We start from the raw sequence: 14,226 nt of genomic DNA, 5'->3' as shown, positions 1-14,226 counted from the left end.
CCAGTGTTTGGCTTGTTGGCTTTGTGTGCGTTAGACGTGCAGCAGCAAATGCCGGCGTTCCCACGAACTGATCACGCGGAAAAACGCTTCGTATTCGGTCTCTTTCAATGCGAGGTAGGCCTTCACGAATTTTTCGCCGAGTACTTCGGCAATGGGTTCGCATGCGCTCATCAACGTTAGACCCTCTTCGAGATTGCGCGGCAATTGATAGGGCAATTCATAGCCGTCGCTAAGCAGCGGCTCGGTGGCTTCGAGTCTTTGCGTGATGCCCAGATAGCCGGCCGCGAGCGTCGCCGCAATCGCGAGGTACGGGTTGCAATCCACGCCCGGAATGCGGTTTTCTATGCGGCGCGCGGCGGGCCCGGAATGCGGAATACGAAAGCCGACTGTGCGGTTGTCGTAGCCCCACGCGACGTTGATCGGCGCGGCCATGAAGCGCGACAGCCGCCGATACGAGTTGATGTACGGCGCGAAAATCGGCATCAATGCCGGCGTGTATTTCTGCAAACCGGCGATATAGCTCGTGAAAAGCGAGGTCGGCTTGCCGTCCGCGGCGGTGAAAAGATTGCGGCCGGTTTCTTCATCGACGAGGCTCTGGTGCATATGCATCGCCGACCCCGGCTCGCTTTCCATTGGCTTCGCCATGAACGTCGCGTACATCTTGTGACGCAAGGCGGCTTCACGCACCGTGCGCTTGAAGAGGAACACGCTGTCCGCGAGTTTCAACGGATCGCCATGCATGAAGTTGATCTCCATTTGCGCGGCGCCCACTTCGTGAATCAGCGTATCGACTTCGAGTTCCTGCACCTCGCAGTACTCGTAAATGTCTTCGAAGAGCGGGTCGAACTCGTTGACCGCTTCTATCGAATAGGACTGGCGTCCGGTCTCGGGACGTCCGGTTCGGCCGATCGGCGGTTGCAAGGGCAGGTCCGGGTCCTTGTTCATGTCGACCAGATAGAACTCGAGTTCGGGCGCGATGACGGGCTTCCAACCTTTCGCGCGATACAACTCCAGCACACGGCGCAACACGCGGCGCGGCGAGATGGCAACGGGCGTGCCGTCGAAGTGCACGCAGTCGTGAATCACCTGAGCGGTTGGATCGACGGCCCAGGGAATCATTCGGATTGTCGTGGCGTCCGGAACGCACACCATGTCCGGATCGGTGACGCCGGTCAGCGTGCCGTCGTCCGGATAATCGCCGGTGACGGTCTGGATCATTACCGCTTGCGGCAAGCGCATCGACTCGCCGGATTCGAACTTGCTGCGCGGAATGATCTTGCCGCGCGCGATGCCGGCCATGTCGGGAATGATCGCTTCGATTTCAGTCACATGGTGCTTCTTCAGAAAATCGTCGATGTCATGCATGATTTTTCTCTCGGTTTTATAGCGCTACTGTTAGCCTTGCTTCGCGGCGACGGATGACGCGCCGTAACTCGTCGTCATGCGTAGCCGGTTGCGGCACGCGTCGCCGAACGCACGAAAAATCGCGGTGGAGAGCGCGTCGCTCGCATGCTTCCACTCGGGGTGCCACTGCACGCCAAGCGCGAAAGCACGCGCGTTTTTTACGCTGACCGCTTCGATCAGCCCGTCCGGCGCGCGGTGGCTTCAATCGCGAGGCCCGCGCCCAATCGCTCGATGCCCTGGCCGTGCAATGAATTCACGCGCGCTTCATTTGCGCCGCATGCGAGGCGCTGCAATAAGCCGCCTGGCGCGAGAGAAATAGAATGAGAGGGCGCGTATTGCACGTCGAGGCTGTCTGCTTTGTTCTCGCGATGGTCGGCAAAGCCCGCACTCGTATGCACGCTTTGATGCAACGTTCCGCCGAACGCCACGTTGATTTCCTGGAATCCTCGGCATATGGCGAGTACGGGCACGCCGGCTTCCATTGCGGCGCGCAGCAAAGGCAGCGTCGTTGAGTCGCGGGCCGCGTCGTAGAGCGTGTCCGGTTCGTGCGGCTCGCCGCCGTAGCGTTGCGGCTCGACATTTGAATAGCTGCCGGTGAAGAGGAGGCCGTCGACAGTGGCCAGTACGTCTTGCGCCGATTGACGCTCGCCGAACGCGGGCAGCAGCATGGCGAGCGCTCGCGAGCCATCCACGATCGCTGCGATGTATTTTTCGCCGGCCACGTGTGATGGATGCATGCCTATCGTCGTTCTGTCGGCGCTGATGGCAACCAGTGGTTTAGTTCGCATAACGAATAGATGTGTTTATCCGGCCACGAAATGCGGCGCGACATTCTTCGAAACACGGCGGGGCGCGAGTTCGCGGCCGCACGGCCTGCTTCAAGGCTTCGGAGCAGGGCAGGCGGTCGCCGTCAACGGAACGCGCCGCGCGTGACGATCTGATGAGCCGTTCGATGCCGCCCGCCGCGATGCGCGAGCGGGCGCACGCGTGCGCGACGGATGGACGTCAGGCAACGGCGCACGCAAGCAAACGCGCGATTCAGGCGAACGCGTTCACGCAGACGGACGGATCGAACGGCAAAAAGGAGGGAGGCGCTAGGGCAACAGCGACGCGACTTCGTCTGTACGCACCGCGATGAAGGCGCGCGCGGAGATAGAGTTGTGACGCCGAACTGAACGGCGGGAGATGATTGTAAAGACGATCTTGAAGACGGACAGGAAGCGGCGGAACGCAAGGCTGCCGCTGCTGCCGTTGGCGATGGCGCCGTCAGCGCGCGGACGACTCGCGTGACTGCGGTTCCATCTCACCAAAGGGCCACGGACTCTCACGATGACACTCGATTAGCGACGTTGAACGTATTGAACACGCTGCCTTGATCGCACGGGGCATTGACAGAAGCTGCGCGTCGGATGATCGTGTATTCGCTGCGTCGGAAAACATGATGAACGTGTTTTCCGACGGCGGTATCACGATCGCCTGTTAACCAGCATATACGAGCCGGTGATGCCGTCAAATTGTTTTCTGGATTGGTGGGCGCCGGTGGATTGTTGGGATGTATGCACTCGGCAATTTTGGAGCGCCGAAAAATCGTGCATTACCGACCTAAGTCAGCAAGCCCCCGTCGACCGTGAGAATTGTTCCAGTGACATGCCTTGCCGCCGGGCTCGCAAGAAACGTGACGGCCGCAGCGATGTCAGCCGGCGCGGCGAAGCGCCCGAGCGGCGCGAGGCTGCGTTGGAAGTCCGCGCTCTCGCCATTAGCCGGGTTCATTTCGGTATCGGTCGAGCCCGGTTGAACGAGGTTGGCAGTGATGTCTTTCGGGCCCAGTTCCTGAGCCAGCCCGCGTGTCAACGACTGTAGTGCGGACTTGGTCATGTAGTAGACCGTTCCCGCTGCGCCCACGATGCGATCAGCTCCGGCGGAGCCGATCGTGATGATCCGACCGCCCGCTTTGAGGTGAGGGATGGCTGCCTGCGTCGCGAGAATGGGACCGCGGACGTTGACCGCAAGGAGAGCGTCGATGTCCGCCAGGTCGAAGTCGGCGATCGTGTTGTAGCGAGCGATGGCAGCGTTGTTGACGAGAATGTCGAGCCCACCCAGCGCGCCAACGGCCTCATCGACCGATCGCCTGATGGCGGCCGGATCGGCAATGTCGGCTTGGATCGCGACACCGCGGCGGCCTAGCTTCTCGATTGACGCCACGACTGCCTGCGCGCGCCCGGCTGAGTTCTGAAACGTTAGCGCAACGTCCGCGCCTTCTTCTGCAAGCGCAAGTGCGATCGCGGCGCCGATGCCCCGGGACCCGCCGGTAACCAATGCCCGTTTTCCGACTAGATTGTTGTTCATTGTCCGCCTTTTATGTAGTGATCGATGCACAAATGGTAAAATCGGCGGTACGGACAGTCAAGATATTTGTGTAGTGATCGATGCAAAAAAAATCAGAGAAATCTCCGAGCACCGTTGGACGCCCACTTCGTGGCCGCGGCAGGCCACGCGCTTTCGATCGCGAGGCTGCATTGGCGCAAGCCATGAGGCTTTTTTGGATCAAGGGTTATGAGGCGACCTCAATCGCAGACCTGACCAATGCGCTCGGCGTCGGCCCGACCAGCCTCTATGCCGCTTTCGGATCGAAAGACGAGCTATATGCCGAAGCGATGCGGTTTTACTCGGAGACCTACGAGCATCTGGTGCTGGGAAGCTTTCGCAAGGCGGTCACAGCACGCGAAGCGGCGTTCGCCTATCTGTGGGACTCAGCCGTGGCGATGACTGGGGCCGATTGCGGTCTGCCGCACGGCTGCATGGTCACACTGGGGAGCGTCGGAAGCGACGGCCATGCCGAGCTCGGCGACTTGATGCGGGCCGCGCGAGGTGGAGCGTTTGATGTGCTCGTGTCGCGCCTGGAAAGGGCCGTTGCCGAGGGTGAGTTGCCGGGGTCCGTGGATATAGCGAAACTCGCGAGGTTCCTGCAAACAGTACAAAGCGGTATGGCGATCCGGGCGCGGGACGGCGCCGAAAGAGCAGAACTCCAGGCCGTCGCTGAGATGACGATGGCGGGATGGGAGGCGCTGGTTCGTCACTGCGACACACATGCAAAGCCTGATTAACATTGATTCGGACAGCGGAGTATCTCGCTGGGCTTGAAAACCGGCTTCGCTTCGCGTCAAGGTGTTTTCAGGCGCGCAGAATTTCGCTATTCCGGCTTCTTTCGACTGGAACGGAAACGTGCTTTAGAGGCACGCTCGCGCGTATCGGTCATTCGACCGATACCTCAGCGATCAGTCGGCTGCCATGATGCCGTTGGAGCCGCGGCGACACAACACGCTACTGACTCGCATCGGAGAATGAAATGAATGACAACGATATTCCGCTTGCCAACGGCAAGGTGCAGTACAAGACGCTATTGCGCGAGGAAGGGTGCTCGATCCTGCAAACGACGGTTCAAGCCGGCGGTGAAACGCAATGGCATCACCACACGAATGTCAGTGACCGGTTTCTCGTGATCCGGGGCGTCTTGACCGTCGAGTTGAATATCGACGGTCAGGTTCAGAGCACCGAGGTGCGCGAATTTTACTCGGTTGATCCGGGCACCGTTCACCACGTCAAGAACGAGACAAATGAGGATGTCGTCTATCTCACGGTCCAGGCGGGCGGCGTCCCGGACATTGTGCTGGCCGGATCGTCTCGCTGAGGGCAGGGCAACGCCATGCAGCTAGATCAGGCCCATCGTCGACGCCTTGAGTGTTGCTGCCGCGCGTGTCGAACACTCGAGCTTGCGAAACACGCTCTCGACGTGGGTGCGCACCGTGCTCGGACTCATCGTCAATTCCTGCGCGGCTTGCTTGTTGCTCGCACCTCGCGAGATCGCACGCAGGACGTCGATCTCTCTCGCAGACAGACGCGGACCATGTGACACACTTCTTGCCGCGCGCCTTGCGACGGGGATCCGTTCCGCCACCAGCGCGTCCACCACCTCGCGGCATAGCCGGCCATTGGCAGCCTCGTCTTGCAGCACGTGTGCGGCCGCCTCATCGGTCAGCGCGGCGCGCCACGGGCGCGTCGAGCGCAACGCAACCCATGCCACCGACGCAGCCAGCACACGAGCCTCCAACGTCAATGCCGGGTCGCGCACGCCGCGAAAATACCCCGAGCCGTCTTGCCGCTCGTACGCATGGGACGCAAGCACGGTGGCTTCGCCGAGCGAGCCGGTTTGCTTGCCGGCGCGTTCCGTCCAGTAGGGCACGAGCCGCACCTTTTCCCAGGCGCTCGGCGACAAGCGAGTAGGTAGGTTCCACACTTCATTCGGCACGGCGGCCCTGCCGATGCCATGAATCAATCCAGCCCGATAGACAAGCGCGCCTGCTGCGTCATCCGACGCGAATCGTGCGTAGCATTCGGCGGCCGTCACTGCGACCGCACGTGAAAAGCCCGTCATCCACGGCAATTTCAGATCGATGATGTCGGCGATCAATTCCGCCGACGTGGTCCGTTGCATATCGGCGGTCGCGAGCACGACGTCAAAATCATCCAGCGCCTGGCGCTCCAGTTCCGTCAGCCAACTGCCGGCGTGGCGCGTCGCGACTGCGACGAGGCTCTCCGGATACCGCGCGCCGGAGCGTTGTTCGATCAGCGCAAGCGCCGCTTCGACTCCATATGTGCGGCTGAACACCTCCAGGTCGCCAGCAAGCGCGACGACGAGTACGGATATCGGCACCGCCTCGCGGGCGAGTTGTGCGGGCACGCCGCTGCCGTCCCAGGTTTCGAAAATGTGGCGCAGCGCCGTTTCGGTCCCACTCGAAAGCCCCATTATTCGCGCGACCTCGCCGGATACTTCGCAGTGAGTTTGCGCGAGAGGCATCATCGCGGCGCCGACGCCGCCAATCGTCTCCGCGATGCCGGGCCTGCTCTCGAGCATCGCGGTCCGGACCGCGATGTCGTCGCCGAACACTGTTGCGAACCCTGCCGCGTTTGCCGTGCAACCCGACCAACGTAGCAGCGACACCTCGCGGACCGCGTCGCAGGCCGAGGCCTCGAGTCCGGCCGCTTGTGCGAGCCGTACTGCCAGCCAACCGGTGCGCAACGAATGATCGGTCGGCTGTCCCATGCTCAGATCGCCGATGAAAGCGAGAGCTCTTACCGCATCGAAAATACGCAGCGTGGCGTGGCTGGTCTGAAGGTCGAACATCGGATGGGATAGGGTACGTCGCCGGAATGGGCTAACAATCATACGCGACGGTTAGAAGCGCTGCACCGCAGTGCCTGGTGGATCGGAGGTGATGAAGTGTGCGCGCCGTCGAATAGTTGATTTGACATAAGATAAATTATCAACAAATCGCATGTCAGAGCTTTTTAGAAATGTCCGCCCGCAGCCGCGAACTGGCCACCTCAATTTCCCAAAAACCGGTCATTTCCCAAAGCCACTCCAGACACTAATCTCACATCATCCATTCAACCCTGAAGGAACCGACGATGAAGCTCATGCATGTCGATGCCAGCGCGAAACGCGAGCGTTCGAACTCGCGGGCGTTGAGCCGTTTTTTTGTTGAACGTCTGCGCGCCGGGCACCCGGACCTGGAAGTCGATTATCTAGATGTCTCCGTCGATACGCCGCAGCACGTCGACGAAGCGTTCGCGATCGCAATCTACGCGGCGCCGCACGAGCGCACGCCGGCCATGAAGGCGCGGCTCGCGGCGTCGGATGCGCTCTGCCAGCGCGTGCTCGCCGCCGATGCGCTCGTGTTCGCGATGCCCATGTACAACTGGTCGATGCCGTCCGCATTCAAGACGTTCGTCGACGCGATTTCGCGCGCCGGCGTTACCTATAAGCATGGCGACGACGGCCGCATCGTCGGCCAGCTTGCGGGCAAGAAAGTGCTGTTCATCACGAGCCGCGGCGCGGACTTGCGGCCGGGCTCGCCGTACGCGTCGATGGACGCGCTCACGCCCGCGCTCAAAGCCGCGTTCGGATTTCTCGGCGTCGCGGCGCCGACGTTCGTCGATGCCCAGCCGTTGCAGTTCGCGAATCAGGAAGCACGAGCCGAAGCGCTCGAACGCGCACGCGGCGAGTTATCCGCAGTGGCGGCTAGCTGGGCCAATTCGGCAAACGCGGCTTCGCATGCGAATAACGCAGACGCCGCACAACATGAAGACGCAGACTCGGAGATGACGCAATGAAACTACACACCCTGATTGCCGCGGCAACGCTCGCCGGTTTCGGCATGCTCGCCACTTCACAACCCGCGCTTGCCGCCGACTCAACCGGCCAAGCCGCCGCCGCTGCCGCTGCCGAGACTATCACGCCTGCCTTCGCCGAAGCGATCGCCAACGTGCCCGGCAAGAAAATGACGGCGCTGGTGGTCGATTACGCGCCGGGCGGCAAGTCGTCGCCGCATCGGCACGGAAAGGCTTTCGTGGTCGCGTATGTGTTGTCGGGCGCGATTCGCAGCGGCGTCGACGGCAAGGAAGCGCAGGTGTTCCATGCGGGCGAGCACTGGATCGAGAAGCCGGGCGCGCATCACACCGTCAGCGAAAATGCGAGCGATACCGAGCCGGCCCGCCTCCTCGCCATTTTCGTGGCGGACACAAACGACAACAAGCTCGTCACGTTCGACCACAAGAAATAAGCTACCAATAAGCCGCAAAATAAGCGGCAACCGCAGCGCCAACCGCGCAACACCCCTGCCGCACGCGCTTCGTTCTAGAACTTCGGATGACATTCGAAGTTCAGCGAAGACGCGTGCGTCGTCAGCATCGCCACCCCGCTCACCGATTCTTCCTTGACACTGCTTTGCATGCCGAGGCGCTCGCAATAATCGCGCGCTTCGTTCAGCGCCTCGCCGTGTGCGCGGGCCCATGCCATGCGCCCGCCCGTCGCGCTCGCCGCGACCGTGTACGTGCCGGGTTTATCGGTTGCGACGACATGCGTCGACGATGCGCAGCCGGCAAGCGCGCCGCCTATCGCGAGCGCTGCGAGAGCGACGCGCGCCCAATCGCGTAGCTTATTCAACATGATGTACCTGAGTTTGCTGATCGTTGCGTGATCCGCCGACGGAGTCGTCGCGGATCGGTTAGATGGTTTTTCCGCGAATCGAATTATCCGGAATCTGCCGCTGGAGATCAGCCTCATGGGTCGAAAACACTGTTGCCTTCGCCCGAACAATCCGCGTGCGCTTACTGACCGCGGCCTCGACGCATTGCCGCGCGCGGACTGTTTAAAGCACTTCCCGAAACGTGGCCGAGCGACTAGTCTGTAACGGCATCTTCTGAACCATCCGGACAATGAACTGGAGGAGACATCGATGGAACTCGAAGCACGTACCATGAAACGTGTGACGGTTCGGCTCGTGCCGTTCCTGATCGTCTGCTATTTCATCGCCTATCTGGACCGCGTGAACGTCGGCTTCGCCGCGCTGCAGATGAACAAGGCGCTCGGCCTTTCCGCGAGTGCATTCGGCTTTGGCGCGGGGATTTTCTTTATCGCGTACTTCTTTTTCGAAGTGCCGTCCAACCTGCTGCTCGAGAAGTTCGGCGCGCGTCGCTGGATCGCGAGAATCATGTTCACGTGGGGCCTGCTCGCCGGCGCGATGGCGTATATCCCACATATCGCGCAATACACGGGGTTTTCGGCGGCGCATGTTTTTTACGGCTTGCGCGTTCTGCTCGGCGTGGCCGAAGCGGGCTTCTTTCCCGGCGTCATTTTCCTGCTCACATTGTGGTTTCCGGCGGCCTATCGCGGCCGCGTGGTCGGCTATTTCATGGCGGCGATTCCGTTATCCACGGTGATAGGCGGTCCCATTTCAGGCGCCCTGCTTTCCATGGATGGCTTCGGCGGGCTCGCCGGCTGGCAATGGGTTTATCTGATCGAAGCGGCGCCCGCGCTGCTGCTCGCGTTCGCGGTCTGGTTCTACCTGACCGACAAGCCGGCCGACGCAACCTGGCTTGCCGACGACGAACGCGAATGGCTCGTCGCGCGTCAGAAGCAGGAGCGCGAACATCGCGAGGCCGCGCATGCATTCAGCGTGAAGGAAGCGCTTTTCAATCGGCGGGTGCTTGCCATCGCGCTCATCTACTTCGGTGCAAACGCAACGAATTATGGTTTGAGCTTTTTCCTGCCGCAGATCGTGAAGTCGTTCGGCTTGACCAACTTGCAGACGGGCTTCGTGACGTCGTTGCCGTATATCGTCGGCGTGATCAGCATGGTCTATTGGGGACGTCATTCGGACCGCAAGCTCGAACGCAAACGCCATGTCGCTTTCGCGCTGACGGTGGCCGCGGTTGGCATCGCGGCGTCGGCGGGGCTCGATAATCCGGTGCAGAAAATGATCGCGCTGTCGATCGCCGGCTTCGGCATTTTCGGCTGCCTGCCCGTTATCTGGACGCTGCCGGCCGCGTTCCTCTCGGGCGCGGCAGCGGCGGGCGGCATCGCCGCGATCAATTCGCTCGGCAACCTCGCGGGCTTCTTCGGACCTTACGCGATGGGCTGGATCAAGGACAGCACCGGCGGCTTCGGCGCGGGCCTCCTGTGCCTCGGAGGCGCGGGACTCGTCGGCGCGGCCGCCGCGCTGCTGCTGCATCACGATACGGCGCTGGAGACGTCGGCGGGCGCGGCGCAGCGGGAAGCGCCGGGGCGGCCAGGCGTGGCGGAGTATTAGGCGAGGCTCACGTGACTTGCGCCGACAGTCACGTCGACATTCGCGTCGAGATTCACTCCGACGCACCCGCTCCGCTCGGCTGACCTTCGACGCTCACCGCGTCCGGCGGCATCACGTCGTCGGGCGTGGGCGTCGGTGCCGACGCCGCTGTGCCGGCGCCGCGCGCTTCGCCGTGGACCGGCTCATTCAGAACCGCCGCACCTGAAGCCGCGCCAGGCGCCGTCAGCAACGGCGGCAGCGCCCGCGTGTCTTCGCTCGCCGCCGCGGCTGCCGAAGCAGCAGCCGACGCAGCCGCCCCCGCCTCCGACGAAACAACCTCAACCGGCGCGCGCCGCGTCGTATTCCGCGCAGTCACCGCCGCATCCGGCTTGACCGTCGGCGCCGTCGACGGAAACAGTAGCTGGAACCACGCCCGCAACCGCTCCGAACGCTCGGCGAACCAGCCAGGCTGGTGCTCGGTGTCGAATTTGACGCGCGTGTCGACGAGCTTCGAGCGCTGCGCGCGCTGGAAAAAATCGCCGACGATCGGCAGCGCGCTATGCGCCCCCTGCCCCCAGTAATCGCTGCGCAAGGTCACGCGGCTGTCGTTGAAACCGACCCACGCGCCGGCCACGAGTTGCGGATGGATCAGGATGAACCAGCCGTCCGCGTTGCCCTGCGTCGTGCCGGTCTTGCCGGCGACGTCGCCGCGCACGCCGAAGCGTCCGCGTATCGCCGATCCGGTGCCGCGATTGACGACGTCGCGCATCACGTCGACGAGCGTGCGCGCCGCATCGGCGGACAGTTCCTGCTGCGGCGGCGTCGGCGCGAAGTCGGCCAGCACCTCGCCGTTGCGGTCCTCGATGCGCGTGACCATCACCGGCTCGACGTATCCGCCGAGGTTGGCGATCGTGCCGTATGCCGAGACCATTTCCTTCAGCGTGACCGGGCTCGTGCCCAATGCCAGCGACGGCACCGCCTCGAGCGGACTGTCGCGCACGCCCATCGCGCGGGCGAGCCGCGCGACCTTGTTCGGACCGACTGTCTGCATCAGTTGCGCGGTGATGCGGTTGCGCGAATACGCGAGGCCGTCGCGCAGCGTGATGGGCCGCTCGCTCGGTTCGTCCTCGTCGCCCGGACGCCAGACTTCGCCGCCCGCGAGTTGAATTTCGACGGGCTGATCGAGCAAGGTATCAGACGGTTTCGCGCCCGCCTCGAAGGCCGCCGCGTAGACGAACGGCTTGAAGGTCGAGCCCGGCTGACGCCGCGCCTGCTGCACATGATCGAACGGGTCCTGGCTGAAATCGCGGCTGCCGACCCACGCGCGGATCTGGCCGTTGCGCGGGTCCATCGCGAGAAAATCGGCCTGCACGCGCGTTTTCGATTCGCATACCGACTGCACGAGGCCGCGGTTCGCCGACACGCGCTTGAGCGCGTCGTCGTCGGAGAGGCCCGTATCTTTCGCGGCGCGGTAGTCGGGCGTTTCGCGCAGGAACGTCGCGAGCAGGTCCTTGCCGTTCGAACAACCGGCACGGCTGCCCCACGCCGCATTCGCGATGCCTTGCAACTGGTTGCCCTGCAAAATGACCGCCTGCGTGGCCATCGTCTGCAGACGCGAATCGATCGTGGTGCGCACCACGAGGCCGTCCGAATACAGGTTGTAGTCGTTGCGGTCGGCCCATGCCGCAAGCCATTTGCGCAGTTGCTGCGCGAAGTGCGGCGCGGGTCCGGGCGGCTCGGTCTGCCGCTCGAAGTCGATGCGCAACGGCTTTTTACTGAGCGTCTGATACGCGGCGGGCGTGAGCTTGCCGAACTTCACCATCTGCGCGAGCACGGTATTGCGCCGCTGCAATGCGCGCTCCGGATTGAGCACCGGGTTGTAATAGCTGTTGCCCTTCAGCATGCCCGCGAGCGTCGCGCTTTCGAGCACGTTCAGCTCCGACGCCGACTTGTCGAAGTACGTGCGCGCGGCCATCTCGATGCCGTACGCGTTGTACAGAAACGGCACGGTGTTCAGGTAGGTTTCGAGGATCTCGTCCTTCGTATAGAGCGCTTCGATCTTGAAGGCCGTGATCGCTTCCTTGAGCTTGCGCGTGAGCGTCGGCGCGCGGCCGATTTCGTCGGGATAAAGATTGCGCGCGAGTTGCTGCGTGATGGTCGAGCCGCCCTGCCGGTCGCCAGAAAACGTATGCAGCGCGGCCGATGCCGTGCGCCGCCAGTCGAGCCCGAAATGCTGATAGAAGCGATGGTCTTCGGTAGCGATCAGCGCATTGACCACGTTCGGCGAGATGTCCTTCAGCTTGACCCACTCGCGGTTGGACGGCTTGAACTCGGCGAGCAGTTTGCCGTCTGCCGAGAGAATGCGCGCCGGCTGCTCGATCTTCGCCTTGCGAATATCGCCGATGCCCGGTGTGAACGGAATCAGGACCAGCACATACAGCACGAACAGCAGCGGAAGCGCCGCGCACGCCTTGAGTACGCCGCGGCGGGTCGGATGGCGCAGATGCCACAGCGCCGCGGCCACGAGCGGGTTCACGCGGGTTAGACCTCGGTCGAGTGTCTCCAGAATCAGGGGAATAAGGCGCTTCACGCTGGCTACCGTCTGCGGGAAAAGGCTGAATCCTACCAAGATGTGCGGGTTGGGCTGATTTTTGCCCGTGCAGCCGTGGGACGGCGGTGGCTTTATTGCAGCTTTGTTGTGCGTTTGTTGCTGCTTTGCCGATGCTTTTCGGCGGCTTTGCCGGTTCTTGCCGCGGCTCGCCGCTCGTTTGTTGCTCGCTCGCCGCTCGTGTGCCGCTCGTCTGCTGCCTGTTTGCCGCTCCCCGCAGCCGATCCCGCGCGCCGCGCCAGCAGCCGCGCGGGCCACTATAATGTCGCCAATTCCGACAAGAGGTGCTTCATGATCATCAAACCGCGCGTGCGTGGCTTCATCTGCGTAACCACCCATCCGACGGGCTGCGAGGCCAACGTCAAGGAACAGATCGACTACGTCAAGGCACGCGGTCCCATTGCGAACGGCCCGAAGAAGGTGCTCGTGATCGGCGCATCCACGGGCTACGGACTGGCCGCTCGCATCAGCGCAGCGTTCGGCTGCGGCGCGGACACGCTCGGCGTGTTTTTCGAGCGCGGCGGCAGCGAATCGAAGGCCGGCACGGCAGGCTGGTACAACAGCGCGGCGTTCGAGAAGTTCGCCGCCGCCGAGGGCCTCTACGCGACGAGCATCAACGGCGACGCGTTTTCCGACGAAGTGAAGGCGCGCACCATCGAAGTCATCAAGCGCGATCTCGGCCAGGTCGACCTCGTGGTCTACAGCCTCGCCGCACCGAAGCGCACGCATCCGAAAACCGGCGAGGTGTTCACGTCCACGCTCAAGCCGGTCGGCAAGGCAGTCACGCTGCGCGGCATCGATACCGACAAGGAAGTGATCAAGGAAACCGTGCTCGAACCGGCCACGCAAACCGAAATCGACCACACGGTCGCGGTGATGGGCGGCGAAGACTGGCAAATGTGGATCGACGCGCTGCTCGAAGCGGGCGTGCTCGCGGACGGCGCGAAGACCACCGCGTTCACCTACCTCGGCGAGAAGATCACGCACGACATCTACTGGAACGGCTCGATCGGCGCGGCCAAGAAGGACCTCGACCAGAAGGTGCTCGATATCCGCGCGAAGCTCGCGGCCAAAGGCGGCGACGCGCGCGTGTCGGTGCTGAAGGCGGTCGTCACGCAGGCGAGTTCCGCGATTCCGATGATGCCGCTCTATCTGTCGCTGCTCTTCAAGGTGATGAAGGAGAAAGGCACGCACGAAGGCTGTATCGAGCAGGTTTATGGCCTATACAAGGACAGCTTGTACGGCGCGGCGCCGCATATCGACGAAGAAGGCCGTTTGCGCGCGGACTACAAGGAGCTGGACCCGGAAGTGCAGCAACGCGTGGAAGCGCTGTGGGGCCAGGTGACGAACGACACGATCTACGAACTCACGGATTTCGCCGGCTATAAGACCGACTTTCTGCGGTTGTTCGGCTTCGAGATCGCGGGCGTCGACTATGAGGCCGACGTGAATCCCGACGTGCAGATTCCGCGGCTTGTTCAGGTCTGAGTTTTTGCGGGTTTTAGCCGCGTTTTGAGAATGCGGGGCCGCTGCGCCCCGCATTGTTTGTCTCGTTTGCTTCCTCCTCTGCTTTTTCTCCCCCTCGCT

General features: G+C 62.6%; 12 protein-coding genes and 1 pseudogene. 6 read left to right on the top strand and 7 right to left on the bottom strand.

Features of this window, described 5'->3' with window-relative positions:
• Positions 1-30: 30 nt before the first annotated feature.
• The 4 genes and pseudogenes from ABIE53_RS10950 to ABIE53_RS10935 form a co-directional block, all read right to left on the bottom strand.
• Positions 31-1,365: a glutamine synthetase family protein gene (locus ABIE53_RS10950; protein WP_029968479.1), complete on the bottom strand. Its 1,335-nt coding sequence runs from the start codon at positions 1,363-1,365 to the stop codon at positions 31-33.
• Between the two features lie 30 nt (positions 1,366-1,395).
• Positions 1,396-2,192 (bottom strand): annotated as a pseudogene (locus ABIE53_RS10945) (gamma-glutamyl-gamma-aminobutyrate hydrolase family protein).
• Positions 2,193-2,498: 306 nt separating this feature from the next.
• Entirely contained in the window at positions 2,499-2,732 is a 234-nt protein-coding gene (locus ABIE53_RS10940; RefSeq protein WP_244230926.1) for a hypothetical protein, read from the bottom strand.
• Positions 2,733-3,006: 274 nt separating this feature from the next.
• A complete protein-coding gene (locus tag ABIE53_RS10935; RefSeq protein ID WP_107707775.1) occupies positions 3,007-3,750 on the bottom strand; it encodes an SDR family NAD(P)-dependent oxidoreductase in 744 nt (247 codons plus the stop codon).
• A 170-nt stretch (positions 3,751-3,920) separates the two neighbouring features.
• Between ABIE53_RS10935 and ABIE53_RS10930 the strand changes: the two genes are divergently transcribed.
• A complete protein-coding gene (locus ABIE53_RS10930) occupies positions 3,921-4,508 on the top strand; it encodes a TetR/AcrR family transcriptional regulator (protein ID WP_244230925.1) in 588 nt (195 codons plus the stop codon).
• Positions 4,509-4,750: 242 nt separating this feature from the next.
• A complete protein-coding gene (locus ABIE53_RS10925; protein ID WP_006049034.1) occupies positions 4,751-5,092 on the top strand; it encodes a cupin domain-containing protein in 342 nt (113 codons plus the stop codon).
• A gap of 21 nt (positions 5,093-5,113) precedes the next feature.
• Here the strand turns inward: ABIE53_RS10925 and ABIE53_RS10920 are convergent, their stop codons facing one another.
• A complete protein-coding gene (locus tag ABIE53_RS10920) occupies positions 5,114-6,586 on the bottom strand; it encodes an HD domain-containing phosphohydrolase (RefSeq protein ID WP_107707773.1) in 1,473 nt (490 codons plus the stop codon).
• A gap of 284 nt (positions 6,587-6,870) precedes the next feature.
• Between ABIE53_RS10920 and ABIE53_RS10915 the strand changes: the two genes are divergently transcribed.
• Complete coding sequence (locus tag ABIE53_RS10915; RefSeq protein WP_114156140.1) at positions 6,871-7,575, top strand: FMN-dependent NADH-azoreductase; 705 nt, start codon at positions 6,871-6,873, stop codon at positions 7,573-7,575.
• Complete coding sequence (locus tag ABIE53_RS10910; protein WP_114156139.1) at positions 7,572-8,024, top strand: cupin domain-containing protein; 453 nt, start codon at positions 7,572-7,574, stop codon at positions 8,022-8,024. Before ABIE53_RS10915 ends, ABIE53_RS10910 begins: the two co-directional genes overlap by 4 nt.
• 74 nt (positions 8,025-8,098) lie before the next feature.
• On the opposite strand, the gene ABIE53_RS10905 is transcribed toward ABIE53_RS10910, so the two are convergent.
• Positions 8,099-8,410: a hypothetical protein gene (locus tag ABIE53_RS10905; RefSeq protein ID WP_029968463.1), complete on the bottom strand. Its 312-nt coding sequence runs from the start codon at positions 8,408-8,410 to the stop codon at positions 8,099-8,101.
• Positions 8,411-8,699: 289 nt separating this feature from the next.
• Between ABIE53_RS10905 and ABIE53_RS10900 the strand changes: the two genes are divergently transcribed.
• Positions 8,700-10,052 (top strand): MFS transporter, encoded by a 1,353-nt coding sequence (locus ABIE53_RS10900; RefSeq protein WP_029968461.1) that lies wholly within the window; start codon positions 8,700-8,702, stop codon positions 10,050-10,052.
• A gap of 52 nt (positions 10,053-10,104) precedes the next feature.
• Here ABIE53_RS10900 and ABIE53_RS10895 read toward each other — a convergent pair whose 3' ends face one another.
• A complete protein-coding gene (locus tag ABIE53_RS10895; RefSeq protein ID WP_114156138.1) occupies positions 10,105-12,621 on the bottom strand; it encodes a penicillin-binding protein 1A in 2,517 nt (838 codons plus the stop codon).
• A 309-nt stretch (positions 12,622-12,930) separates the two neighbouring features.
• Between ABIE53_RS10895 and fabV the strand changes: the two genes are divergently transcribed.
• Positions 12,931-14,127: an enoyl-ACP reductase FabV gene (fabV, locus tag ABIE53_RS10890; protein ID WP_006049027.1), complete on the top strand. Its 1,197-nt coding sequence runs from the start codon at positions 12,931-12,933 to the stop codon at positions 14,125-14,127.
• Positions 14,128-14,226 lie beyond the last annotated feature (99 nt).

The organism is Paraburkholderia sp. OAS925 (genome assembly GCF_040543975.1).
In the GTDB taxonomy this organism is placed as follows: Bacteria; Pseudomonadota; Gammaproteobacteria; order Burkholderiales; family Burkholderiaceae; genus Paraburkholderia; species Paraburkholderia graminis.
Note: the sequence above shows the minus strand (reverse complement) of the source record. Positions and strands in the feature narration are given on the sequence as shown.